Origin of the sequence: Variovorax brevis, from assembly GCF_030317105.1 — a bacterium.
Lineage (GTDB): Bacteria > Pseudomonadota > Gammaproteobacteria > Burkholderiales > Burkholderiaceae_C > Variovorax > Variovorax brevis.
Map to the genome: position 1 here is coordinate 98,613 of NZ_JASZYG010000013.1, position 22,245 is coordinate 120,857.

Sequence of the window (22,245 nt, forward strand, 5' to 3'; positions counted from 1 at the left end):
TGATGGCTGCAAGATAGCGAGAAGCAATGCTTTATTCCTCTATCAAATGACAGAGAAACGGATCGGGTGAAATCGGCGTGACGCGCCAAATCGCAAAGAGAGCGGCGATCCGGTTCTCCGGCCGAGGGTGCGTGCGCGTCGAGGCAGCCATGCCTGCTCGCCATCGTGCGCAGCGCCGCCAGCCGGTTGCGCGTCACGCGGTCTTTCGTTCGCAGCCACCTTCACGCATCTGCACGGAGACGACTTGGCCCTTCGGTATCCCGGTCTCCGTTCGACTCATCGCTGCCCCGTGCACTTCATCAAATCGCAGGGACTTCATTGCGGCGGAAGCCCACGCACTCAGTGACGCCGGAAGCGAACCGGCTTCAATGCCAGAAGGTGGCGGCATGACGGCATGCCGCAACGGCGATGCGAAACCCACGGCTGTGTTCGGCGCGTAGCGTCGACAGGCACATTCATCGTGTGCGCCGCGTGCCTGGGCCGACCGCCGGCGCCACGGCGTCGCCCAGCGCGTTCCATGCCCGCACACCCCCAACGACTGGCGCGCCGGGCATGAACTCCCGTGAAGTGTGAAGTCACGACCGGGCTTGGGGCTTTTTCCACAAAGTGGGTGAGAAAGCCGGCGCGCGTTGCCTTTGGGCTGTTGCGCCGGTTCTTCGAACTACGAAAAATGTATTACCTCCCGCGGAATCTTGTTTGCCCTGCATGAACGTCCAGGACCTCTACGAATTGGCCAGTGCCGCTGCGCTCGATTCCGCGCGCTGGGTGGATGTATTGCGCGCCGCCTGCGCGGCTACTGGCGCCATGGGCGGCGCGATGTTTTCGCCGGGCGTCGACGTGAACGGACCGCACCTGGGCGCGATCACCGACGGCTATGGAGACATCTCGGGCTACAAGGCCCATTGGGCGGCGCAAGACCCCTGGCTGGTGGCGGTCGCCGGCAAGCGCTTTTTCGAGACGGCTGGCGACGTGCACCTTGGACGCGAATTCCTGCCAGACGCCCAAGTCAAGCGCACGGCCTACTACAACGACTTTGGCCGCTTCTCCGGCGGCGGCGCCGGTCACAAGATTTCGCTCAAGGTGTGCGACGCCAATGATCCGGTAGCGCCGGTCACGCACTTCATCGTGGGTCGCCCCTTCTCGTCGCGCGAGTTCGACGAGGAAGACAAGCGCACCCTCGCCCGTTTCTGGCGGCCGGTCCAGCATGCCGTTCGCCTGCACTGGAAACTCGCGCGCGGAATCGTGCCCGGGCATTCGCCCGCCGTTGGGCTGAACCTGCTGCCCATGCCAACGTTCATCCTGCGCGAAGACGCCTTCGTCGAGTTCTGCAACGCGTCCGCGCTGGAGATGCTGCGCACGGGGCGGCTCGTGAAGGAGGCCAACGGCTACCTGCGCGGCGCCGGCAATCTGGACTGCGCTGCGCTCAAGACACTGGTCGCCGGCGCCGGCCGGATCTGCTGCAAGACGGTGGCGCTGACCGTCGAAGGCGATCGCGTGCGACGCCTGACCCTCAGCGCCTCGCCCATCCGCCAGGTGCCGCACTACGCCTGTGCGTGGCCGCGAGCCAGCGTGATGCTGGTGCTGCTGGACGGCTATTCGCGCGAAGGCGATGAGGAAAGCTGGCAGCGCTGCCTGGCCCGGCACTTCGCGCTCACGCCGAGCGAGCAATACGTGCTTCGGCGCATTGCGGCGGGGCGCACCGTGGAGGAGATCTCGCTTGAGAAGGACGTGATCCCCGCCACGATACGCACGCATCTGAATTCGCTGTTCGACAAGACAGGAAGGCGCCGGCAGAGCGAGCTTGTGCGGCTGGTGGCAGGTCGCTAGCCCCGCCAGCAGAACGCTGTGCAGTGACAGGGCCGGCCCGGATGGCGTGTGCCAGAAAACTCCCCCTCGACCGGCGAGCGCACACCGCTCCTTCACGATCGCGCGCGGCCGCGCGTGCCAAGGGCTCGCCCAGGTGCCCGCCCTTGCGGATGCGCCGGAAGGGGGCGCCGTCAGGGATCCCGCTTGCTTCTTCTAAGCATCAGCAGGCCCAACAACAGCACGAAATCGGTCATGGACGGCGGTGATCGAAAGGAAGCGTCAGGAACCTGCCCAAAGTATCCGTCACACGTCAGTTCGCGCACTGATCTCGGGGTAGCCCTGTGTGCTGCTGCGCGATGGACCCGCGCGTTCTGCGTTGCATCACCCTTGGAGACAAAGGCAACACGAAGGCATGCGCTGGACCCCGGTAGCCCACCAGCGCACAGCGCCCTGGCACGTGGTCGCGCCTGGCGGTGGGGCGAACGGAGTGATCATGTAAAATCCAGAATTTCTGGATAATGGCTACAATCCAGAAACTCCATCTCGCAGGATCGCCATGACTGCCAATACCGCTGTGCGTATCCCCTCCGTCGAGCGGCTGACGCGAGAGCTTTCCTCTTTTTCCGCGACCCATCTGGCTGCGGGCATGCAGCGGGTGACGCGCACGGTGATGTCCGAAGGAGCGGTCGTCATCACGCGGCACGACCAGCCCTCGATGGTCCTGATGTCGGTAGAACGCTACCTCGCGCTGGAAAAGGCCGCCGAGCCGGATCTGGAGGATTTGACGCGGCGCTTTGACGACATGTTCGAGCGAATGCAGGGCGACGAGGCGGCGCAGGCCATGGCGGATGCCTTTGCCATGGAGCCGGCGGAGCTGGGCAAGGCCGCCGTGAAGGCCGCACGCGTTTCGCGCCGCTGATGCCCGCCAGAATCTACCTGCTGGCCGGCGTGAATGGCGCGGGCAAGAGCAGCGTGGGCGGTGCAGCGCTGCTGCGCAACAAAGTCGACTACTTCAATCCAGACGAGGCGGCTCGTGCGCTGATGGCGCAGCACCCGGGCATGACGGCCGATGTGGCGAACGGGCATGCCTGGGAGCTGGGGCGCCAAGGTCTTGAACGCGCGCTCGCCCATGGGCTGAATTTCGCCTTCGAAAGCACGCTGGGCGCGCAAACCATCCCCCGGATGCTGCTGGAGGGCGCGCGCCAGGGTGCGCAGATCCATGTCTGGTATGCAGGACTGGCCTCACCCGAGCTGAACATCCAGCGCGTCAAGGCACGGGCTGCGGCCGGAGGCCACGATATTCCGGAGTCCAGGATCCGCGAGCGCTACGAGAGCAGCCGTGCCAACCTCGTGCGCCTCCTGCCCCACCTGGCCAGCCTTCGCCTCTATGACAACAGCGCCGAGGGTGACCCCAAGGCGGGAAAGCATCCGCACCCCGTGCTTTTGCTGCACATGGAAGGCGGGCGCGTCCTCTCGCATATCGCACTTGGCAAAGTGCCGCAGTGGGCCAAGCCCATCCTGGCAGCTGCGCTGGCTTACGCCCCGCCAGGCGGCAGCACAGTACCGGGCGCATAGCGCCTGATCTCGTTGAAGCCCTTGAGGTCGACGTTCGCGGTGTCCTCCGGTCGCAGAACGCGCGGCTCGGGTCGGTGTGGATGTAGCCGGCGGCCACCGCCACGCTGCGAATGCCCAGTGGGTGGCAGGCGTCGGCGGTGTCCATCGCGTACCCGGCAAATATCACCCGGTCGTTGCAGGTGAACCACGCCGTCGGCGCCGCCATCCTTCGCGCCCGGGCGATGCGCGCGGGGGATGCTGCATCATGAGCCGGTCAAGTTCCCGGCCCTTCGAGATTCCCCAGCTCTGGCAGAACTTGCACCTGTCTTCCAGGCAATGCCACCAGCGGGCGGGTGCGTCGGTCACACGCACGCCTCGAACGCGATCGCTGTGCAGCCGACCACGCGGTCATGGCCACCGCCGGTGCGCCCGGAGTTGCGCAGGTCGCGCGCAGGCACGGGTTCAGGCGGTGATGGCGTGCAGCGCGCAGGGCACCGTTTGATCGCCTCGCAGCCGCAGGCTTCATGCGGCGTGAGTCCGGCGTCGAACCGCAGGATGCGCTGCACGGTGGCGTGGTCAACCGACTTCGCCCTGCCGTACGGCAGGTAGTGCGAGATATCTGAGCTGAGACGATCACTGTCTCGTCGCCGCCCCAGGGCCGTTCGCAGCCACGGCCTGCGCACCCGTGTCGCCGACCACCAGCGGCATGAGCGCGAACCGTCCGAGCGGCGCCTGCAGCGAATCGTCGATGTCAACGCGATGATGTATTGTCAACGGCCGATCACGCACCCCAGCACCCGCGTGAATGCGTCATGTCGCGCAAGGCGACCCCCATTCGCGCAACGCGGGCGACGCGCCGCGCCCGACGGGGGCGGCACGTCGATCCGCTCTGTGCGATGCCGACGTGTGCTGCCTCGGTGTGCACGCGCAGGCCTGAAAGGAACGCCGCCTGGTCGTCATTGGCGACGCCCTGCCAGACAAGGTGCGCCTGCACAACAGACCATAGGCCAAACCGCTTGTAACTGAAAGTATTCATTGGCAGAATGCCTTGAATGAAATGCATCCAAGGCCTCCCTGTGCACTGGACCGAGCCGCAATTGGCCGTGACTGTTCAGCAACGCTCGCCCGCGGAATTTTCCTGGAGGCTCGTGCAACGACGCAATGGCCACGCGGCTGAGTGTGTTGCCGAGGCATTGGCGCCCTTTGCGAACTTTGACGAAGCCCTCGACGACGGTTTTGTCGCGCTCAAGGCGTGGCGCGAGCCATAACGCCAGGCGCGTACATCGTCCTGGCGCTGCGAGGTGCCTGTTCGCGAGCGCGCGCAGATCTCGACGGCGCGTCAATGGCCAGGATGCGAACATCGGGGCTCTTGCCGCACCAAGGAAATTTCGCCCGGGGCCTTGCGCCATGGGCAGGTGAACTTGTTGGGCTCTGGACGCTACCGGCAGTGGTCAATATCTGCCGAATTTTCTTATCTGCAACAGAACCCAGGTGCTGGGCATCACCGGGGCGCTGTACCGCACGCTGCGCACCACCAGTCCGATCGGGAACCTGAACGACTCGATCGCCCACGTCATGCGCAACGTCAAGCGCTGGAAGGATGGGCAAATGACGCTGCGCTGGAGCGCTGGCGCGTTGAGCGATGCCAAGGGACGCTTCCGAAAGCTTTGCGGGCACCGCGACATGAAGACGCTGTTGGCTGCATTGCAAAGCCAAGTCCGCCAAGGTCACCGGTGCACCAACGCCAGGCGGCATCGCATCACGAATGAGAACCGTCATCCGGCCGCGTTCGACATGATTCGGGATATCGTCATCTGGCGAAAGTTTGCGTTGTGGCGTGCCTACTGCAGCGACCATTCAAACTATGAATGGTGGTTCTTTCTTCGCGTGGGGGGAGCGCGGCGAAGCGGGATTCATTGCGATGGGCGCGCCGGGCGCGAAACGCAATTTTCGTAACGAAGTCGAAACTGGGGTCGCGCTGCTGATTCACCGGGCATCCTGTTGGATGCCAAGGTACAGCGCGGCTCCGGCGCGTCGAAGTGGCGGTTATCCACAGAGTCATGCACCGGCCGCGGGGACAACTGAAGGTTGACTTCCCGAAAAACGGCGCCCTCAAACCGGCCCGGTTTGTGAGTGAAGCGCCAATTCCGTTGCCACTCGGCCCTCGCGACCGGGGAGTCAACCATGTCGTTGAAAGGTTCGCCGCTTGTCCACAGCGCACGTCCGACGTGTCGCTCGCCCAGCTGTGACATGTTGGCGAGCGAGCCAACGCCCATGCGGTCATACTCCCGACATGGCATCTGTTTGAAAGGCGTTGGCTGCGGGCGCGTCGAAGAGAGCCGTGAGCACAGCTATCCGGCCCAGGACTCAATGCGCACCGAACGCTGCCAAGTTCAACTGGAGCGCCGCCTGGAGAAGGCGTCGATCGCGTGTCCAGAGCCTCGTGCCGACGGCGAGGCGGGTCGCGGCAAGCAGGTGACGACATAGCCGATCCCGATGCCAAGCAGCCGCTCGTTGTTGAGAAAAGTCATCACCTCGACATGCTATGCCAGCGGTATCTCGGGCAGCGTCTGAGCGCGCCGACCGTTTCATCTCGCTGATTCAGGCTGCCCAGCGCGATCTCCGCGACGATGTACGGGTGCACGAGGACTTCATCGTCTTCGAGGAGCGATTGCAGTTCTGAATCGCCTCGGGCAAGGTGGTCGATCCACACTGACGTGTCAACGAGGATCATCGGCGACCTCTCCCTGCCGTCGCGGTGCAGTCTGGAGGTTCGGCGAACTGCCTGCCAGGCGCGCCAACCGTCGCGCGGCCTCCCTTTGAACGAGGGATTTGAGCGCGTGCTGGATCAGCACGGAATTCTCCTGGATACCCGTGAATGTTCGGGCCTGCGAAAGCAACTCGTCGTCCAGGGTTACGGTGGGACGCTTGGCGTCCTCCCAGGAATCAAATATTGCATCGCACGACGCCACATTTGATGTAGCAGGCGACCGCCCGAAGCCACAGAACTGCAACGCTGCCCACGACTGCTCCACGCACCGGCGCCCGGTCGCCGCCAATCTTGCGTGGGACTGTATTGTCGCGAGCGCAGGTGACAGTGCGCGGTTCAGCGCTTGGCTGCGCATAGCAATTGCGCTACAGTAGTGTCCATGAAGACCGCCCAGTTGCCTCCCGTGCGCGTTGAGCAATCCGTGCGCGATGAGATCGAAAGCGTGCTGCGCCAAGGTGAAACGCTATCGCAGTTTGTGGAGAATGCGACTGTGCAGGCCGCCCAGCGCCGCAAATCACAGGACGAATTCCTTGCGCGTGGCCGAGCTTCACTCAAGCGTGCAAAGAAGAGTGGCGAATACTACTCGGCCAAGGACGCGCTCGACGCGATGCAGGCACGCCTGGATGCGCGCCTTTCGCAACTCGGCAAAGAGCAACGCAAGTCAAGCGCTGATTCGTGACTTACACGGTCACCTTGACGCACGAAGCCCTTGAAGATCTCCTGCGTCTTGAGGACTTCCTCGTCGAGTCCGCTTTGCAGTATGGAGACTTCGATTTGCCGCGCCGGGCAATTCAGGCGATCCGCGCGGAGGTTCGAGTTCTAGAGACGAACCCGTTCACTTGCCGGATCGCAGATGCTGACCGCCTTGAACGCGAACTGGTTATCCCCTTCGGTGCTTCCGGATATGTTGCGTTGTTTCGCATCATTGACGACCAATCGGTCGTGGTTGCCGCGATCCGCCACCAGCGCGAAGATGACTGCCACTAAGCAACTCCTGGTGGGCACCTCCCGTACTTTCCTTAGAACTTATCCGTAAATAGTTAAACTGTCGATCCGAGCCGCATTGGGCGCGGCGATGGATCAAGATCTTGGCGAAACGTATCGAGTCGTGGGTGGTAAGCGATGAGTTCTGGCAGCGGGTGGAGCCGCTGATTCCCGCGCGCTTGGCGGCACAGAAAATCTACGTGCGCAAGCCAGGGGCCGGCCGACCACCAAAGCCGGCTCGACTGGTGTTCGAGGCGATCGTCTACGTGCTGCGTACGGGCTGCCAGTGGAAGGCGCTGCCCAAGGAGCGCTTCGGCAGCGCAAGCGCCATCCACAAGCGATTTCTTGAGTGGGAGGCCGCGGGATTCTTCGAGGCTCTGTGGAAGGCGGGCTTGGCCGAATACGACCAGATGCAGGGCATTGCCTGGCGCTGGCAGAGCATCGACGGCGCGATGATGAAGGCGCCACTGGCACAGGAAGCCGTGGGCCCCAACCCGACGGATCGGGGAAAAAAAAGGAAGCAAGCGCCACCTGTTGGTGGACGGCCGTGGCGTCCCGTTGTCGCTCGTCGTGACAGGGGCCAACGTCCATGACTGCAGGCGGCTTGGCGACGTGCTCGCAGCCATCGTCGTCAGGCGCAAGGATCCGCCATATCGGCGACACAAACATCTGTGCGCCGACGCGGGCTACCGTGGAGTCGAGCACCTTCGCACCATCGAGCGCAACGGCTACATCCCTCACGTCGTTGGTCGACGTACCGAGGCCGACATCAAGCAGCGCGATCCGACCAAGAAGGCACGGCGCTGGGTCGTCGAGGTCTGCCATAGCTGGTTCAACCGCTTCCGCAAGCTGCTCGTGCGCTACGAGAAACTCGAGCGCAGCTTCGTCGCCCTCAACCACCTTGCCGCCGCCATCATCGCCTTCCGCAAGGTACCTGCCGACGTCAACATAAGTTACGGATAAGCTCTTAGTCGGGCCTCCGATCGGCTGCGCCGCGCGCTTGCTCGTGTTGGCGCCTCCGCCCATGCGTGCACACGCGCAGACCTGGCGCCAGATCCTCACGCGCGGCGTAGCCGCCGGGCATTTGCGCAATCTTCCCGGCCTAGTCAATCAGGTCATTGACAAGCTTTCGGCTCGGCGCGGGGTGTACTGGGCGACGTAGTCGCCGATTTCCTGCAAATCGCGCCCGCACCCCGCCAAGCGAAGCCTGCGCAGGGCGCGAGCCCTCCCCACAGTCGCCCATGCCGCTCACCAATGAATGCGCCAATACGGTACGCTTCGGGGCGAAAAGCCACCTTCCTGCCCATCATGAAGAAACCCATCATTGCGGCTGCGCTGACTGCCGCCTGCCTGTTCGCCCAAGCCGGCATCGTGGGGGTCACTCTGCAATCCCACGCAATAGGCGACTACATGGCTTTCTGTCCTCAGGGCTGGGGTGGCACGACAGCCGGCGACCAGCAGCGCGTCACGTGCGTGCTGTCATTGCCAAGTCTCGAGCTCGCATTCATGCATCTCACGGGGAACAAGGTCAGCGATATTGACTTCTACCTGCCTGACCGCACGACCTTTGATGCGGCGCTGGAGGACGTGAACCGGCAATTCGGACAGGCCACCATCAACCCGAACAAGAACGGCGTGTTCTGGCGGCCTGGTGATGTATTGATCGAGGCCGAACAGGTCCGCCAGCGCTACCAGATCAGCGTAAAGCGAGGGCGTTGACTCCAGCCGCCTTTCGGTCGCGGGCTGACGGGCGACGGGGGAAGAGAGGTGATTGCCAACCCGATGGCCATCACCACGCCACCAACGCCACACAAGACAATCATTCCAGGCTCAACGTGTCCACGACGAGAACCCCTTCGGCTGATCTGAGTCTACCCGGCTCGCTGCACGCTCTCGAATCACAACGCCACCAAACACCCCACGAAATCGCAGTCCCACGGAAACCCACGAGATCGAAAGCGTCCGCCGATGGATCCCTTGCTGCGCGATGCTGGACGCAACGGCTCTCCGGTTCAAGGGAATGACACCAACGAATGCCGACCCGAACGACGTCCGACTCGTGCGCGAAGGCTCGCCGATGGGCACATCTACATTCTGTGAGTCCATCCGGACCGGCCGGGCGGCCCGCCCTTCGTCATCGACAAACGCCGAGCCGCACTGGCTGCCGAAATCGTTCCAGCCTTGGGCGCACGCCCTGGCCCATTCGCGCTGCGCTTGCTGGGTGGCACCGCTGCGCGCCGCCTGCAGGGCGTGCATTTTCTCGGGAGATATCACGTACGCGGCGGTGCGCCCGTGGCGCGTGATGAGCACCGGCTCACGCTGCGCCTTGTCCAATAACTGGCCGAATTTTTCTGGGTGGAAATCACTTTGGGCCCCAATGTAGCTAGCCTGTCCCCAGGTTAGCCGATTACACAGGTTGTCCCAAAGCTGCATTCCCCGTGTCTCCAAGGTCATGATCTTCAACGGACCTCAGTGGTCCTCTCCACGCCGATGTCGAACGGCCACACCTTCATTTTCTGGCCCGGAAGGATTTCGTAGAGCGCTACATGGCCTGTGGAACCGAGGCCTACGATCAACTCCCGGCGCGTCGTACGCCTGTCGTCTCCCGCTTTCCGACAGGCCCAAGGGTTCTGGGCTAGTCGCTTCTTGATGCCGGTGCGAAGCTCGTGCAACACATGCTGAGCCAGGTCCAACTCCTCCAAAGATTCTGACCGCGCGACAAGGAATTCGGACAACCGCTCCAGGTCATCCTCGGCTTGCGGAGTCATCTCGACGCCAAACAATTCCGTCACGTACTGACGCGACTTTGCAGTTCGCGACGTCTTGCGTCAATGCGCTCCTGGACGTGGTCAAACACTTCGTCCACAGGGTGCGAAACACCGGTTCGCAGGTATTCCTTCGAAACCGGTCTCGCCACGTGCATGGAAGTCCGCCTGGACACGACGGAAATCAACGGCCCGGCGCACGGCATCCGCTACAAAGGTGCTGATTCACACAGATGCCCGCCCTTGCGGATGCGCCCTAAAAGAGGGCGCCTTCCCGGATGCCGCTGGGAGCCAGGCAGGCCCGCATGGCCAGCGCCGCGCTGCCACCGTCCAGAAGATGCGAAGCCGCTCGTGCCTTCGATTGCAGGGAGGCGGGCCCCATTCCGAAGAGCGAGCATCGGGAGATGCTGCGCGAACTTGCGAGGCCCTCAGCGAGCATCGCCGCGACCTCGAACGAAATCTGGTTCTAGTGGGGGAGGGGGCGGCACAACCTATGTCCCTGACCGACCGGACACCGCCCGGATTCTCACGCAGAGAAAATTCCCTGTGGGAATCAGTAAGCAAACGAGCCCTTGCCTCCCCACAAGCCGCCACGCCGTTTTCTTGCACTCAGATATCCTGCCTGTAAGTGTTTTCAACAAAGGCGCTGTCCTACCACCAGCCTCGTCTGAAGTTGTGAAACTTTCACATTTCAACGGACGGGCACTAATGGAACAACTCCAGCAGAGCGCCGCGAATGAAGAGTTCGAAATCAAAGCGGTCCTGCACGATGGCTGGACCATAAGCGTCCGGGCCAAGGTCGTGAAGGGGGGTGCGGGGTTGCTCGGTTCTGCCGACATATCGCGCGGCGGTGTTTCGCATTACCGACTCACGTCGCCGGGGGTTTTCGACACTCATCAGCAACTGATCGCAGTCATGGTCGCCAAGGCGGACAAGTGGGTCGCTTTGCAGGCTCCCTTTGCGCCAACAGGCGTATAAAAAAAGCAGTCTTGCGATGGCGCATGCAACCACCAACGCGTTTCCGCCAGCCCATCTCCCATGAACACAGGGAGCTGACCCCAGAAAACTGAACAGATCGACAGGGGTGGAAACTTCTCCTGAAGGCGAGGACCTCGCTGGTTGCTTGGAGCGAACATGAGCAGAAGCCGTATCGAGGATCGATGCTGTGCTGCGTACAAGGGCCGGCGCGGGAATTGCCTGTTTCCCGCTGTCATGGGAACCCGCGGATCAAGCGGTATGTACATGAGTATTTCGAGAAGGCAGCGCGTCGGGGATTCGCTGCCTGGATGACTATTGCGCAATTTGCATCGGCGCGCAGGTTTTCCAACGTCGGCGCACCACACACCTCGGAAGAGGATCAAAGGAAGAGCTATGACGAGCGTCCGGTTGGTGCGAGGCTTGCGTCGGCTTGGCTTCGCGGCCCTGCTGATCCTCGCCTGGAGCGGCGGTAACGACGGAGTCGGCGGCAGAGCGCAGGGGGCCGACCCTCCGCTCAGGGATACGTCCGTATCGTCCAAAAAGGCGCCGCCACCGGATGGACTTGCAGCTGTCCTGACCAGTCCGACCCTTGGCATCAAATTCGCCAGCCGGATTGCGACCTTTGTCTGGACCGACACTGGCGCCAACCAGTACGGTTTCACGATCGAGTCGCCCTCCTTGGCGACACCTGTGGTCGACACTGTGACCCGCGCAACCACGCTTACGGTGACAAACCTCCCCGCGGACGGCGCACAACTGGTGGTCCGGCTGAGCTCCCGAATCAAGGGAAAGTGGCAGCCACCCAACGAATACCGCTTCACGGCGGCTGGTTACACGGCGGCGCAGTCCACCGCCGCCACCAAGCCCTGGTCCGATCCGATTGCGCTACCCCTCGTGCCCGCCTCGGCCGCCAACCTCCCGGACGGCAAGCTGCTGCTGTGGGCGGCCCGTTCGCCCCAAAGCTTCAGCACGAGCAGTTCTGAGGCCTACACCTACACCTCGGTGTTCAACCCCACCACGCAATCAGCGAGCCCGATAACGGTCACGGCCACGGGTCATCAGATGTTCTGCCCCGGTCTCAGCATGTTGGCCGATGGCAGCGTTCTGGTCAGCGGCGGCAGCGATGCGGTGAAGACTTCGATATACGACCCGGCGTTGGGCGGCTGGGTGACGGGTGCGCAGCTCGGGATCGCACGTGCCTACCAGTCCAGCACGACCATGTCCGACGGCTCGGTATTCACAGTCGGGGGGTCGTGGAACGGCGGGATGGGTGGCAAGTATGGCGAGGTGTGGTCGGCCAGCACTCGGGCTTGGCGCACGCTCTCCGGCGTACCGGCCGACATGCCGGACGCGAGCAATGTTTCGAAGCCACCGCTGGCCGGCCCGGACGCGGCCGGGGTCTACCGAGGCGACAACCACATGTGGCTCTTCGGCTCAGCCGCCGGGTGGGTGTTCCACGCCGGTCCTGCCGCCGCGATGCATTGGATCGATACGCGCGGCACTGGTGCGATCCATCAGGCCGGTCAGCGTGGCGATGACCCCTACGCCATGACCGCCAGCGCCGTGATGTACGACATCGGCAAGATTCTCAAGCTCGGCGGCGCGCCGAACCACGACAGCGGCACCGCCTTCAATACCGCTTACATCATCGACATCAATGCGGGCGCCCCGAAGCCTCCAACCGTGCGCAAGCTCTCCCCCATGGCCTACGGCCGAACTTTCGTCAACAGCGTGGCGCTGCCCAATGGCGAGGTGCTCGTGGTGGGCGGTCAAACGCAGCCCGTGCCCCTCTCCGACTCCTTCAGCGTGCTGGCGGCGGAGCTGTGGAGCCCGACGTTGGAGACATTCATCACTCTGCCGCCGATGCAGAGACCGCGCAACTACCACAGCATCGCAATGCTGCTACTGGACGGACGCGTGCTGGTGGGCGGCGGCGGGCTGTGCGACTGCTCTGCCGACCACCCGGACGCAGAGATCTACACGCCACCTTACCTGCTGGCACCTGACGGAACGCCGGCGCCACGTCCGGCCCTCACGGCCGCGCCCGCCAACGCCACATGGGGCAACCAGATCGCCGTAGCCACCGACCGTATGGTGGCCGGCTTTGCACTGGTGCGCATGGCATCTGTGACCCACTCGGTCAACACCGACCAGCGTCGCATCCCGCTCTCCTTCACAGGCACGGCAGGGAATTACCAGCTGCGCATTCCGGGCGATCGCGGCGTGGTGCTGCCGGGCAACTACATGCTGTTCGCGCTGGACGGCAGCGGCGTGCCCAGCGTGGCGCGCACCATCAACATCCGATAGTGGCCGGCGCACTTCGCAAGCTTGCGCTTTGGATGGCTCTGTCGCTCGCAACCGCACTGGCCATAGGCCTCGCGCGGCGCGAACCCGCCGTGCCGGACCCGGTGGCGCGCGGCGCGCGCCTGTTCAACGGCACCGAGCCGCTCGCCGGTACGCTGTCTGGCCACAGCGCACCGCTGCCGACCGCGGCGACGCGCTGTACCCAATGCCACAGCGGCCCTGACAAGTCCAGCGCCACGGGCTCCAGTTTCGCGCCGCCTTTGGACCGGCGCCAGCTGCGCGAAGCCCGCCCGCGTCGCGGCGGCCCGCCCGTCGCCTACGAACAAGCGTCACTTTGCCGCACGCTGCGCACGGGCGTCGATCCGGCACACATCGTGTTGCCCCGGGCCATGCCACGCTTCGAGGCTGACGACGACCAGTGCGCGGCTTTGTGGGACTACCTGACGCAGGGCCCGTTGGAATGAATGCGCAGCGTCCCTTCGCCCCATCGCACCCTGCGACCTTGGCGCGCCGGCGCCTGCTCGCCGCCGGTGCCCTCACGTGCCTCGGCGTGCCGCCGGCGGTCCAGGCGAACACAGGCGTCGGTCCAGTTATGCCGCCCGTCGCAGCTGTCCCCTTGCGACTCCGGCGCCACGACGGCGCCGCGTCGAATCTCACGGCGCAGCTACATGGTGGCTCAACCGCCGTTCAATTGATGTTCACCGGCTGCAGCACCGTCTGTCCGATCCAGGGTGCCCTGTTCTCGGCACTGCAGTCCGCACTGCTGGCTGAACGCGATGCGACAACGCGCCTTCTGTCGCTGAGCATCGACCCGCTGGCGGACGACCCCGCTGCCCTGAGCGCCTGGCTGCGGCGCTTTGGCGCCATGCCCACCTGGAGCGCCGCGGCGCCGGCCATCGAAGCGCTCGATCCGATGCTCTTGCTGTTCAAGGGGGGAGCGGTGGCCGGCGATCGCCATACCGGCCAAGTTTATCTGTTCGATGGCTACTCTCGGCTGGTGTGGCGTACCAGCGAACTGCCGCCCGCGGCGGAGGTCATGACCGCGCTGCGGCGCATAGCGTGACCTGTCAGGCACGAGCGTCGGTTCTGTCGCAACAGGGAATCGCTCCTGGACTCACGCTATAGGTAGTGAATTTGACGGATCCCACGCTACGGGTAGTGGTCAGAAGTTTCTTGTTGCGACAGAACCCATGAGCCCATGCATGCGTTCGTTTGTGCTTCAACGAATCGCTGCGCGTGCCTCAGTGGACGTCGTGGCACCTCATTGCACTGGATGAAGTAGTCAGCAGCGCCACCGTTCTCTGCTCGATGCGGATCATGTGTGTTTCTACACAGCCTTGTATGGACACCGCCCGGTTTGCCAAGCTGATTCTCATGTGACCGTCACGACGGGTATCGGCTGCAGTCTTATATCCGGCCTTGTCATGCAAGCCGAAGCCTGCGGGCCCTGATGGAATTCGCCAAGAACCTCCTCATCTCGGCCACGCGCTTTTGTGGCGCAAGGCTGTGTTCAGGTTTGGGTTCTCGCGATCCGACCTGTCTTGCCATCACATTGAATCGACCTCAGCAACCAGGCCTGCCTCGCGCCAGAATCGCCCAAGCCGTGCGAGCGATCTTGCTTGCGATTGCGACCGCAACGACGTTGGCCGGTCGCCTCGCTTGTATGTCCCTTTGCCAAGGCGTGGGCACTTTCGTGTGATACATGACCGACCGCTCCCCGTGAATCAACAGCGTTCGCAAATACGGATCGCCCCTCTTCGAGATTGAACCCAGTCGAACCTTCCCTCCCGTGCCGCTCTGGCGGGGCACCAGGCCGAAGAATGCGGCGAACTCGCGCCGAGACTTGAACATTGCGGCGTCACCCATCGTCGCAACCAGCGCAGTCGCGGTCAGCTTGCCTATGCCAGGCACATCGGCGATCGCGCGGCAGGCCGGATCATGCTTCTGCCAAGCGGCTATTCGTGCCTCAATTCGATCAATGTCCTGCTGCAGTTCGTCGGTTCGTCGATACGCCCAATCTGCTCTTGCAGACACACGAACATCACGCCCGGCAATTCATTCCCGAGTTCTGCCATGCGAGCGCGGATCTCAGCGAGACCAGCAACGCGGCCAGCCCTAAACGTTGCCCCGAATTCGTAAAGCAATCCGCGCAGCTGGTTCACTTGCATGGTGCGGAATTTGATTAACAAGGCACGCAGTCGATGCAGACTCAGCACGGCTTGCTGATCCTGCTACTTCACAGCCACAGTGCGCATACCCGGTTGCTGCACCGCGTTCCATATCGCGCGCGTGCATCTGCCGCGTCGGTCTTGTTCGTCTGGACGAAGGGTCGAATGAACTTCGCATGTAACAGGACGACCTCCAAGCTCACTGATCTTGCGAGCCCACCAATGTCCGCTGCCGCACGCCTCCAAGGCCACGCGTCCTGCGATCCTCTGCGACAAGAACTTGATGAGATCGTCGCGGCCAAATCGTCGATTGGATTTGTACCTGCGCTCGTCCTATCGCAACTGGAATACGGCGCGATCTCGCTATACGCTGGTGCGCATCCGTCTTTTGAGAGAGGCGGTGCCCTGTGATGACAGTGGCCTGGCTCCGAGCCCGCCGGTCGCTCGGTACCTTCAGCGGGCAGCACACACATCCCGGGGCCCTCGTTCCTTCCCCGTCATGTCCCGGGGCAGACTCCGAACAAAGTCGAATTGCATCCAGTTGGATGATCGAAGAGAAGCAGACCGACATGATCTGCCCCTGCACATCTATCGGAACGCCATGCGCTCGCAATGCGAGCAACTGGTTGTCTGTTTGAACGACAGTGATCTCGAGCCTGCGTTGCGAATGGTCCATTCGGACGCGCCAGGCATCATGATTGGGCTCGTGATGCCGCTCGAGAAACCTCGAGGGAGGAGGGCGTGTACGCCAACAAGCGGCTCACCGCGCTCGCAGACTGGGTGCGTCATCACATCCGGGACGATGAGCTTGCAGCCTCTCAACTGCCGACCCCTGGCCCTTCCAGGAAGAAACCAGTCAGCAAGCCGTCCCACTGGGTAGGACGTCGCGCGATGTCGCCGCGCAGTCATAGGCGAGGGTCGAAGCCGATCACCGAATCCTCAGCGTGTCTTCATGTACGCCGCGTACAGCGAAGGTTGAAGGTCACGCAGTTCTTTGCGTCGAGCCACGATGTCAGCGTGGCGGCCCTGCCGCTCCAGTCCGAGCAATTCGACCATGAGACGCATCGCCTGCTCGGGCGCGCTGTGTTGCGAGGCTTGTGCGAGCGCCAGTTGCTCGCGCAGCGCTGGGCGATCGGTGAGCGCCCATGCCGCAAACCAACTGAGGTCGGCAATCTCGCCGTTGCCGTCCGGGATCGCGTCGACGTTGGCATTGAAATTCGCCTCGAAGCTGCGCATCAACTGGGGCAAGAGCGGGTCGGGCGAGCGTCGCGCAAGCCCTTCCAACAGCGTGGGCGACAACCAGCCCAACTCCGCCAAGAGCGGCCAAGTCGCACGCAGCCCAAGCAGATGCAGGCGGGCCTCGGCCATCCAGGCGAGCGGCGTCGGTATCCGCCGCCACGATTCGATGGAAGCGACTGACTGCGCGACTTCCTCCCAAGCGCCCGCACGCAGCCAAAGGGCGGCGGCATGGTCCTGGGGGCGCTTCGCATCGAAGGGCAGCGCGCCGGCGCGCCGCGCCAGGTCTTGCCAACTCGCGCGGAGCCAGCGGATTGCACCGGGCGGGTCGAAGATGCGCTGTGCAGCAGGACAGATGGTGAGATCCATCATCTGGCGTGCCGCGCGCAAGGCTTCGTGATCGCCGATGGGCTGTGGCTGCCCGAGGCCACCCGCTTCGATGGACTCGGCGAGCGCCTGCAGTGCAGGCAGGGTGTCGTCGGCAGGATATTCCCGCGCAAGTCGTTCGCAGGCCACTCGGGCGCCGAGCGCGTCGCGCTGCTCGAGCGCGTGTGCGACGTCGTTCTTGAGCATCACGTCGCGGCTGTCTTCGAAAATGTCGAGTTGCATCTGGTCAAGCAAGTCAAGGTCCAAGGTCTACAACTTCATTGTGTGGCGGCGGCATCGCACCGTGTTGTCGCAAGCTTCTCGGGATTTTCCCGAGGCCCGGGCATCGGCCGAGCGGGCCCTCGCGGCACTGCGGCGACGCCCTATCTGAAGTCCCCTACTCGACGCTCCAAGCCGCCCCAGTAGCCGGTCGTGATTGACGAGCCTCTGCGCGACCGGCGAGTGCACGCCATTATCAGACTGCAGGGTCCCCAGTACGCTCAGCAGATCGAGCCGCGAAGCGCGGCGCGCTGCGCCTCGGCCACGCTCGGCCAGACAATGGTCCCGGTCTCGTCTCCCAAGGTCGCGAAGATCACCCCGCTCGCCGTGCTGGGCTGCTGGCGGTGCGTCCCGATGCCACTCGCGCGCACCTGCTCCTTGTCCCGGACGTTGCGGCGCAGGTCCTCCGTGGTGCGGATCCTCCACCGTGCAAGCTTCGGCCGCAGCAGCGCCAGCGGATGACGACGCAAGGTCAGCCCCATCGATGCGTAATCATCGACGATGTCTGTGCCTTCCGTCGGAGCGCGGAACGCCACCGACTCCTCGTGTGTCGGCGCATTGCGCAGCGCAGCAACCCGGTCGGCAGTGTGTCGATCCCGACGGCTTCCCAGACCGCGTGCGGGCGATGCCCCGCCAGACTGAGCAATGCATCGGCCGCCGGCAGGCAGCGCAGATCGTGCGCATCCAGTGCAGCGCGCCGGGCTCCTCGACACTCGCGAACGGCGCCTTGACGCGCTCGGCCATGAGCGGCTCGGCCACGCCCGCGCATGCCCACGATGCGCGACAGGCCCAGGCGCACCCCGCGCAGGGGCTCGGCGATGGTGGAGTACCAGCGTGCCGGCAACGCCGTCGCCTGTGCGACTTCCTCGAGCGTGCTGAACCAGTGGCTCAGGGTCATGTCGCCCGGTCGTACGACCACGCCGTGCTCACGCGCAACGCGCACCCGTTGCGCTGGCGCGTAGAAAGCCCATCGGCTGGCTGTTGAGCAGGGCGGTCAGCAGCGCGTCCGGATGGTGGCGTTTCAGCCAGCAGCTCTCATAAGCCAGCAAGCCAAAACCGGCCGCATGGCTTTCCGGACAGCCCCCCATTCACTCTCTTGTCAATGCAAGCTCATATATCAGACCTGCTGCCAGCGCGGAGTCCGTTTCTCAAAGAAGGCGTCGTGGCCCTCGCGAGCGGCCGGCAACTGATAGGCCTGTACGAAGCATTCGGCCTCATATTCCAGGTGCGCCCGAAACTGAGCACGGAAGTCCCGGTCGACCAGTCGTGCCATGGTCTGGATCGAGGTGCGCGGTTTCGTGGCAATCTCTGCGGCCAGCGCCTGTGTGCGGGCTTCGAGTACATCGTCCTCGACAACTTCGTCGACCAGGCCCATGTGGAGCGCAGTCGACGCATCGAGCGTTTCACCGGTGAAAAGCAGGCGCTTGGTCAGCGACGGCCCCAGCAGTCGCGCCATCAGCACAGCGCCGCCCGTCCCTGGCCACGCGCCCCTGTTTACTTCAGGTAGCGCCAAGGTCGCACTGTGCGCGGCAATTCGGTAGCTGCAGCCCAGCGCCAGTTCGAGGCCGCCGCCCATGCAGGTGCCGCGGATCGAAGCGATGCTCGGCGTATCGAGTTCGACCAGCGCCAGCATCATGCGGTGCGCGTTAGCGACGTGCACCCGCGCCACTTCGGCATCGAAGCGCATCGCGTATTCGCGCAGGTCGGCGCCGGCGCAGAAACTGCGCTCGCCGCTGCCGAACACCACGCACCGCACGACCCGCGCTTCCTGCGCATTCAGAAAAAAGTCGCCCAGCTCGCGCCGGACGATCTGATTCAAGACGCCGAGGGGCGGATTGTCGATCGCGACGTGGCGCACCGCGTTCACGGCGTCATGACGAACTGAGATCGCTGTCCAGGCGCCGCTCGTCGTCATGCCACGGCCGGGGATGAACGGTTCATCGTGTCAAGCATGCGCTGCTTGCCGGTCAGGATGTGGCTTTCGAAAAGGTTGGCCGCTTCCGTGACTTTGCCGCTGCGCAATGCTTCTACCAGCTGGGAATGCTCGGCATGCGATAGCTGCATCTGCGCCATCGTGTACACGCCTTTGCGTAGATAGAGGCTCAGCTCGGTTTCGATCGTGTGATTGAGGTCGATCAAGCGTGGATTCTTGGTGATGGCCATCAGGTGGTCGTGAAAGGTGGCGTTGAGTTGCTGATAGAGCCCGCCGTCGCGAGCCTTCAACGCGGCTTCCATCTGATCCATCAACTCCATCAAGCGCGTTTCCTCCGCAGCTTCGAGTCGGCTTGCGGCAAGCCGGCCGGCGGTGCGCGCGATGCCGGCACGCACGTCATACAGATCGAGCGCTGCCTCCAGCGACACCCTGCGCACCTCCGCGCCGCGGTTGGGAACGATGCGTATCAGGCCGCTGCGTTCGAGGGAGCGCAAGGCCTCGCGCGCCGAGTTGCGCCCCACGCCGAGTTGAGCTGCCAATGCCTGCTCGTTGACACGTTCCCCGGGCCGCAGGGTTCCGGTCGCAATCATCCGCTTCACCTGATCCTGTATCTCGTCAAGGCGGGTGGCGATCGCGTCTGCATCTCGTAGGACGACTTTGCTCATGGTGCTTCATAAAAGTTTTCCGAAGTCTACATCGCATCCCCAAACAAGGCTAGTGTGCAAACACAAAACATTAAAGTGTTGACACATTGATGTGGAGCGCCGACAATTGCTGGCATGGAACTACAAGACCTCTACACATCCCACGGTCAATTCATCGGCGGCACTTGGCGCCCGGGCAGCGAATACGCGAACGTCGTGGTCAACCCGTCGACCGAAGTCGCGCTGGGCGAAATGACGCCCGCCGGCGCGGCGCAGGTCGCTGAAGCCATCGAAGCCGCGTGGTCGGCGCGTGGCGCGATGCGGGCGTTGACGGCCTGGAACCGCTCCGGGCTGCTGCGCCGAGCGGCGACGTTGATCGACGAGCGCGCCGAGGCGCTCGGCCGCCTGGTGGCACTGGAAACCGGCAAGCCGGTGCGCCAGGCCGTCGGTGAGGCCAAGGCCTCGGCCGAATCGGTCGACTGGTTTGCCGACGAGGCGCGCCGCGTGTTCGGCATGAGCTACGAAAGCCGGGTCAAGGGCGACCGCTATCTGGTTCACATGGAGCCGCTCGGTGTGGTGGCGGCTTTCGTGCCGTGGAACTTCCCGCTGCTGCTGCTGGCGCGCAAGATGGCGCCCGCGCTTGCCGCCGGCAACACGCTGGTGATTCGTCCTTCGAGTGAAGCAGCCGGCGCGACGATGGCCCTCATCAAATGCTTCGAGGACGCAGGCTTTCCCGCGGGGGCGATCAACCTGGTGATCGGCCGTCCGGGGGACGTCACGCCGACCATCATGAACGACGCCCGCGTCGCCAAAGTGAGTTTCACCGGTTCGGTGCCCATCGGCCGGCAGATCGTCGCGCAATCGGCCGTCACGCTGAAGCGCGTCAGCATGGAACTCGGCGGCCACGCGCCGGTGATCGTTCATGCCGACGCCGACATCGACGCCTTCGCCGCACTCGCCGCGCCGGGCAAGTTCCGCAATGCCGGTCAGGTGTGCGCCTCTCCGACGCGCTTCTATGTGCACGAATCAATCGCTCGCGAGGTCGAGCAGAAGCTGGTCGCTGCAACCCGCACACTGCGCCTTGGCTCGCCGCTCGACGACGCAACCGATCTCGGCCCGCTGACCACCGCGCGGCGTCGTGACGCGGTCCAGAAGATGGTCGACGAGGCCGTATCCGGCGGCGCCCGCGTGCTGTCGGGCGGAACGCGCCCGACCACCATGGAGCGCGGTTACTTCTACGAGCCGACCTGGCTCACGCGGCTGCAGCCCGATGCCGCGGTGCTCAACGACGAACCTTTCGGACCGATCGGCACGCTCGCCACTTTTTCAACGCTGGATGAAGTGGCCGCCGAAGCCAACCGCCTGCCGTTCGCGCTGGCTGCCTACGTCTTCACGCGCTCGCTGGCGAAGGCGCATGCGACGGTCGATCGCCTCGAAGCGGGGGTGATTGGTGTCAATACCTTCGTCGCCTCCACCGCCGAGACGCCCTTTGGCGGCTCGAAGGACAGCGGCTATGGACGCGAAGGCGGCCCGCACGCCATCCGCGATTACCTCGACACCAAGTTCGTCAACGTCGCCATGCCGGCGGACGCCGAGTAACAAACACACCCAACCCCCCCCGGGAACCTTACAGGAGACAACCCTATGAAAGTCATCGCCAACCACGCCAAGCGGCGCATCCTCAACGGCGAGCTCGCGCTCGGCATGGGCCTGCGCCAGGCCCGAACCGTCGACATCGCGCAGATTGCCAGCAGCTGCGATTTCGACTGGCTGTTCATCGACATGGAGCACAACTCCATGAGCGTCGACACTGCCGCGCAGATCTGCCAGGCGGCGCTCGGCGTCGGCATCACGCCAATGATCCGCGTGCCGGCGCACGAGGCCTTCCACAGCACACGGCTGCTCGACACCGGCGCACAGGGCATCGTGATTCCGCACGTCAGCACCCAGGAGCAGGCGCGCGCGGTGGTGAATTTCTGCCGTTTCACGCCGTTGGGCAATCGCTCGATTCCCGGCAGCTTGCCGCAGACCCGCTTCATGACCCTGCCAGTGACCGAGACCGTGTCGCTGATCAACGCAGAAACGCTGGTGGTGGCGATGATCGAGACGGTCGAGGGCCGCGACAACGTGGACGCGATCGCCTCCGTGCCGGGCATCGACGTGCTGCTGGTCGGCTGTACCGACATGGCGGCCGAGCTCGGCGTCGCGGGCCAGCTCGGTCATCCAAGCGTCAAGGCCACGCTCGACACCGTGTTCGCCGCGTGCAGAAAACACGGCAAGGCATGCGGCGTCGGCGGCGTCTATGACGAGGCGCTGATGGCCGAATACATCCAGAAGGGCGCGCGGCTGATTCTCAGCGGCTCCGATCTGGCCTTTCTCATGGCCGGCGCGCGCAGCCGTTCGTCGACGCTGCGCAGCATAGACCTTTCCGAGCAAACGGTGGCCGTCGCCTGAGGCG

The 22,245-nt window shown here is 64.0% G+C and carries 23 protein-coding genes and 4 pseudogenes; 14 read left to right on the plus strand and 13 right to left on the minus strand.

Annotated elements, in window-relative coordinates; all coding sequences use genetic code 11:
* The first annotated feature begins 705 nt into the window (after positions 1 to 705).
* Positions 706 to 1,827: a helix-turn-helix transcriptional regulator gene (locus QTI66_RS30005; protein ID WP_286563930.1), complete on the plus strand. Its 1,122-nt coding sequence runs from the start codon at positions 706 to 708 to the stop codon at positions 1,825 to 1,827.
* A 22-nt stretch (positions 1,828 to 1,849) separates the two neighbouring features.
* On the opposite strand, the pseudogene QTI66_RS39965 reads toward QTI66_RS30005, so the two are convergent.
* Positions 1,850 to 2,014, minus strand: a pseudogene (locus QTI66_RS39965) (integrase); the annotation flags it as partial.
* A 348-nt stretch (positions 2,015 to 2,362) separates the two neighbouring features.
* Here QTI66_RS39965 and QTI66_RS30010 point away from each other — a divergent pair.
* Together QTI66_RS30010 and QTI66_RS30015 are read left to right on the plus strand one after the other, a co-directional pair.
* Positions 2,363 to 2,725, plus strand: coding sequence for a hypothetical protein (locus QTI66_RS30010; RefSeq protein WP_286563931.1), 363 nt, complete (start codon positions 2,363 to 2,365; stop codon positions 2,723 to 2,725).
* Positions 2,725 to 3,381, plus strand: a complete 657-nt coding sequence (locus QTI66_RS30015; protein ID WP_286563932.1) for an ATPase — start codon at positions 2,725 to 2,727, stop codon at positions 3,379 to 3,381. The genes QTI66_RS30010 and QTI66_RS30015 overlap by 1 nt, the downstream gene beginning before the upstream one ends.
* 341 nt (positions 3,382 to 3,722) lie before the next feature.
* On the opposite strand, the gene amrB is transcribed toward QTI66_RS30015, so the two are convergent.
* Positions 3,723 to 4,043 (minus strand): AmmeMemoRadiSam system protein B, encoded by a 321-nt coding sequence (amrB, locus tag QTI66_RS30020; protein ID WP_286564006.1) that lies wholly within the window; start codon positions 4,041 to 4,043, stop codon positions 3,723 to 3,725.
* Positions 4,044 to 4,141: 98 nt separating this feature from the next.
* A complete protein-coding gene (locus QTI66_RS30025; RefSeq protein ID WP_286563933.1) occupies positions 4,142 to 4,423 on the minus strand; it encodes a hypothetical protein in 282 nt (93 codons plus the stop codon).
* A 425-nt stretch (positions 4,424 to 4,848) separates the two neighbouring features.
* On the opposite strand from QTI66_RS30025, the pseudogene QTI66_RS39970 reads away from it, so the two are divergent.
* Positions 4,849 to 5,079 (plus strand): annotated as a pseudogene (locus QTI66_RS39970) (IS256 family transposase); the annotation flags it as partial.
* Positions 5,080 to 5,890: 811 nt separating this feature from the next.
* Here the strand turns inward: QTI66_RS39970 and QTI66_RS39675 are convergent.
* Complete coding sequence (locus QTI66_RS39675) at positions 5,891 to 6,094, minus strand: PIN domain-containing protein (protein WP_353506240.1); 204 nt, start codon at positions 6,092 to 6,094, stop codon at positions 5,891 to 5,893.
* Positions 6,081 to 6,485, minus strand: coding sequence for a type II toxin-antitoxin system VapB family antitoxin (locus QTI66_RS39680; RefSeq protein ID WP_353506241.1), 405 nt, complete (start codon positions 6,483 to 6,485; stop codon positions 6,081 to 6,083). Before QTI66_RS39680 ends, QTI66_RS39675 begins: the two co-directional genes overlap by 14 nt.
* 24 nt (positions 6,486 to 6,509) lie before the next feature.
* Between QTI66_RS39680 and QTI66_RS30045 the strand changes: the two genes are divergently transcribed.
* The 4 genes and pseudogenes from QTI66_RS30045 (at position 6,510) to QTI66_RS30060 (ending at position 8,833) form a co-directional block, all read left to right on the plus strand.
* On the plus strand, positions 6,510 to 6,809 hold the full coding sequence (locus tag QTI66_RS30045) for a YlcI/YnfO family protein (RefSeq protein WP_286563935.1): 300 nt from the start codon (positions 6,510 to 6,512) through the stop codon (positions 6,807 to 6,809).
* Positions 6,806 to 7,117, plus strand: a complete 312-nt coding sequence (locus tag QTI66_RS30050; protein ID WP_286563936.1) for a type II toxin-antitoxin system RelE/ParE family toxin — start codon at positions 6,806 to 6,808, stop codon at positions 7,115 to 7,117. Before QTI66_RS30045 ends, QTI66_RS30050 begins: the two co-directional genes overlap by 4 nt.
* 152 nt (positions 7,118 to 7,269) lie before the next feature.
* A pseudogene (locus tag QTI66_RS30055) lies at positions 7,270 to 8,077 on the plus strand (IS5 family transposase).
* Between the two features lie 345 nt (positions 8,078 to 8,422).
* Positions 8,423 to 8,833, plus strand: coding sequence for a hypothetical protein (locus QTI66_RS30060; protein WP_286563937.1), 411 nt, complete (start codon positions 8,423 to 8,425; stop codon positions 8,831 to 8,833).
* 111 nt (positions 8,834 to 8,944) lie between these two features.
* Here QTI66_RS30060 and QTI66_RS30065 read toward each other — a convergent pair whose 3' ends face one another.
* Together QTI66_RS30065 and QTI66_RS30070 are read right to left on the minus strand one after the other, a co-directional pair.
* Complete coding sequence (locus tag QTI66_RS30065; RefSeq protein WP_286563938.1) at positions 8,945 to 9,547, minus strand: type II toxin-antitoxin system Phd/YefM family antitoxin; 603 nt, start codon at positions 9,545 to 9,547, stop codon at positions 8,945 to 8,947.
* Positions 9,548 to 9,573: 26 nt separating this feature from the next.
* Positions 9,574 to 9,906, minus strand: a complete 333-nt coding sequence (locus QTI66_RS30070; RefSeq protein ID WP_286563939.1) for a type II toxin-antitoxin system RelE/ParE family toxin — start codon at positions 9,904 to 9,906, stop codon at positions 9,574 to 9,576.
* 681 nt (positions 9,907 to 10,587) lie between these two features.
* On the opposite strand from QTI66_RS30070, the gene QTI66_RS30075 reads away from it, so the two are divergent.
* The 4 genes from QTI66_RS30075 (at position 10,588) to QTI66_RS30090 (ending at position 14,224) form a co-directional block, all read left to right on the plus strand.
* Entirely contained in the window at positions 10,588 to 10,857 is a 270-nt protein-coding gene (locus tag QTI66_RS30075) for a hypothetical protein (RefSeq protein WP_286563940.1), read from the plus strand.
* A gap of 726 nt (positions 10,858 to 11,583) precedes the next feature.
* Positions 11,584 to 13,164, plus strand: coding sequence for a galactose oxidase-like domain-containing protein (locus QTI66_RS30080; RefSeq protein WP_286563941.1), 1,581 nt, complete (start codon positions 11,584 to 11,586; stop codon positions 13,162 to 13,164).
* A 32-nt stretch (positions 13,165 to 13,196) separates the two neighbouring features.
* Positions 13,197 to 13,625, plus strand: coding sequence for a c-type cytochrome (locus QTI66_RS30085; protein ID WP_286563942.1), 429 nt, complete (start codon positions 13,197 to 13,199; stop codon positions 13,623 to 13,625).
* Positions 13,626 to 13,753: 128 nt separating this feature from the next.
* Positions 13,754 to 14,224 (plus strand): SCO family protein, encoded by a 471-nt coding sequence (locus QTI66_RS30090; RefSeq protein WP_286564008.1) that lies wholly within the window; start codon positions 13,754 to 13,756, stop codon positions 14,222 to 14,224.
* A gap of 500 nt (positions 14,225 to 14,724) precedes the next feature.
* Here QTI66_RS30090 and QTI66_RS30095 read toward each other — a convergent pair.
* The 6 genes and pseudogenes from QTI66_RS30095 to QTI66_RS30120 all read right to left on the minus strand — a co-directional run.
* A pseudogene (locus QTI66_RS30095) lies at positions 14,725 to 15,641 on the minus strand (IS110 family RNA-guided transposase); the annotation flags it as partial.
* Positions 15,642 to 16,268: 627 nt separating this feature from the next.
* The gene (locus QTI66_RS30100; protein WP_286563943.1) at positions 16,269 to 17,198 is read right to left on the minus strand and encodes a hypothetical protein; all 930 of its coding nucleotides are present in this window, start codon (positions 17,196 to 17,198) and stop codon (positions 16,269 to 16,271) included.
* 233 nt (positions 17,199 to 17,431) lie between these two features.
* On the minus strand, positions 17,432 to 17,746 hold the full coding sequence (locus QTI66_RS30105) for a hypothetical protein (RefSeq protein WP_286563945.1): 315 nt from the start codon (positions 17,744 to 17,746) through the stop codon (positions 17,432 to 17,434).
* Positions 17,747 to 18,136: 390 nt separating this feature from the next.
* Positions 18,137 to 18,298: a hypothetical protein gene (locus QTI66_RS30110; RefSeq protein ID WP_286563946.1), complete on the minus strand. Its 162-nt coding sequence runs from the start codon at positions 18,296 to 18,298 to the stop codon at positions 18,137 to 18,139.
* A 29-nt stretch (positions 18,299 to 18,327) separates the two neighbouring features.
* Entirely contained in the window at positions 18,328 to 19,125 is a 798-nt protein-coding gene (locus QTI66_RS30115; protein ID WP_286563947.1) for an enoyl-CoA hydratase/isomerase family protein, read from the minus strand.
* Positions 19,122 to 19,808 carry a GntR family transcriptional regulator gene (locus tag QTI66_RS30120; protein ID WP_286563949.1) on the minus strand — a complete coding sequence of 229 codons (687 nt, stop codon included), beginning with the start codon at positions 19,806 to 19,808 and terminating at the stop codon, positions 19,122 to 19,124. Before QTI66_RS30120 ends, QTI66_RS30115 begins: the two co-directional genes overlap by 4 nt.
* A 114-nt stretch (positions 19,809 to 19,922) precedes the next feature.
* On the opposite strand from QTI66_RS30120, the gene QTI66_RS30125 reads away from it, so the two are divergent.
* Together QTI66_RS30125 and QTI66_RS30130 are read left to right on the plus strand one after the other, a co-directional pair.
* The gene (locus QTI66_RS30125; RefSeq protein WP_286563950.1) at positions 19,923 to 21,386 is read left to right on the plus strand and encodes an NAD-dependent succinate-semialdehyde dehydrogenase; all 1,464 of its coding nucleotides are present in this window, start codon (positions 19,923 to 19,925) and stop codon (positions 21,384 to 21,386) included.
* Positions 21,387 to 21,431: 45 nt separating this feature from the next.
* Positions 21,432 to 22,241, plus strand: a complete 810-nt coding sequence (locus QTI66_RS30130) for an HpcH/HpaI aldolase family protein (protein ID WP_286563952.1) — start codon at positions 21,432 to 21,434, stop codon at positions 22,239 to 22,241.
* Positions 22,242 to 22,245 lie beyond the last annotated feature (4 nt).

Bases quoted from the DNA above. Each gene is read 5' to 3' on its own strand.
- QTI66_RS30005 (WP_286563930.1), top strand. From the start codon at position 706: ATGAACGTCCAGGACCTCTACGAATTGGCCAGTGCCGCTGCGCTCGAT.
- QTI66_RS30010 (WP_286563931.1), top strand. From the start codon at position 2,363: ATGACTGCCAATACCGCTGTGCGTATCCCCTCCGTCGAGCGGCTGACG.
- QTI66_RS30015 (WP_286563932.1), top strand. From the start codon at position 2,725: ATGCCCGCCAGAATCTACCTGCTGGCCGGCGTGAATGGCGCGGGCAAG.
- QTI66_RS30025 (WP_286563933.1), bottom strand. From the start codon at position 4,423: ATGCATTTCATTCAAGGCATTCTGCCAATGAATACTTTCAGTTACAAG.
- QTI66_RS39675 (WP_353506240.1), bottom strand. From the start codon at position 6,094: ATGATCCTCGTTGACACGTCAGTGTGGATCGACCACCTTGCCCGAGGC.
- QTI66_RS39680 (WP_353506241.1), bottom strand. From the start codon at position 6,485: ATGCGCAGCCAAGCGCTGAACCGCGCACTGTCACCTGCGCTCGCGACA.
- QTI66_RS30045 (WP_286563935.1), top strand. From the start codon at position 6,510: ATGAAGACCGCCCAGTTGCCTCCCGTGCGCGTTGAGCAATCCGTGCGC.
- QTI66_RS30060 (WP_286563937.1), top strand. From the start codon at position 8,423: ATGAAGAAACCCATCATTGCGGCTGCGCTGACTGCCGCCTGCCTGTTC.
- QTI66_RS30065 (WP_286563938.1), bottom strand. From the start codon at position 9,547: ATGCAGCTTTGGGACAACCTGTGTAATCGGCTAACCTGGGGACAGGCT.
- QTI66_RS30075 (WP_286563940.1), top strand. From the start codon at position 10,588: ATGGAACAACTCCAGCAGAGCGCCGCGAATGAAGAGTTCGAAATCAAA.
- QTI66_RS30085 (WP_286563942.1), top strand. From the start codon at position 13,197: ATGGCTCTGTCGCTCGCAACCGCACTGGCCATAGGCCTCGCGCGGCGC.
- QTI66_RS30090 (WP_286564008.1), top strand. From the start codon at position 13,754: ATGCCGCCCGTCGCAGCTGTCCCCTTGCGACTCCGGCGCCACGACGGC.
- QTI66_RS30110 (WP_286563946.1), bottom strand. From the start codon at position 18,298: ATGGGGGGCTGTCCGGAAAGCCATGCGGCCGGTTTTGGCTTGCTGGCT.
- QTI66_RS30115 (WP_286563947.1), bottom strand. From the start codon at position 19,125: ATGACGACGAGCGGCGCCTGGACAGCGATCTCAGTTCGTCATGACGCC.
- QTI66_RS30120 (WP_286563949.1), bottom strand. From the start codon at position 19,808: ATGAGCAAAGTCGTCCTACGAGATGCAGACGCGATCGCCACCCGCCTT.
- QTI66_RS30125 (WP_286563950.1), top strand. From the start codon at position 19,923: ATGGAACTACAAGACCTCTACACATCCCACGGTCAATTCATCGGCGGC.
- QTI66_RS30130 (WP_286563952.1), top strand. From the start codon at position 21,432: ATGAAAGTCATCGCCAACCACGCCAAGCGGCGCATCCTCAACGGCGAG.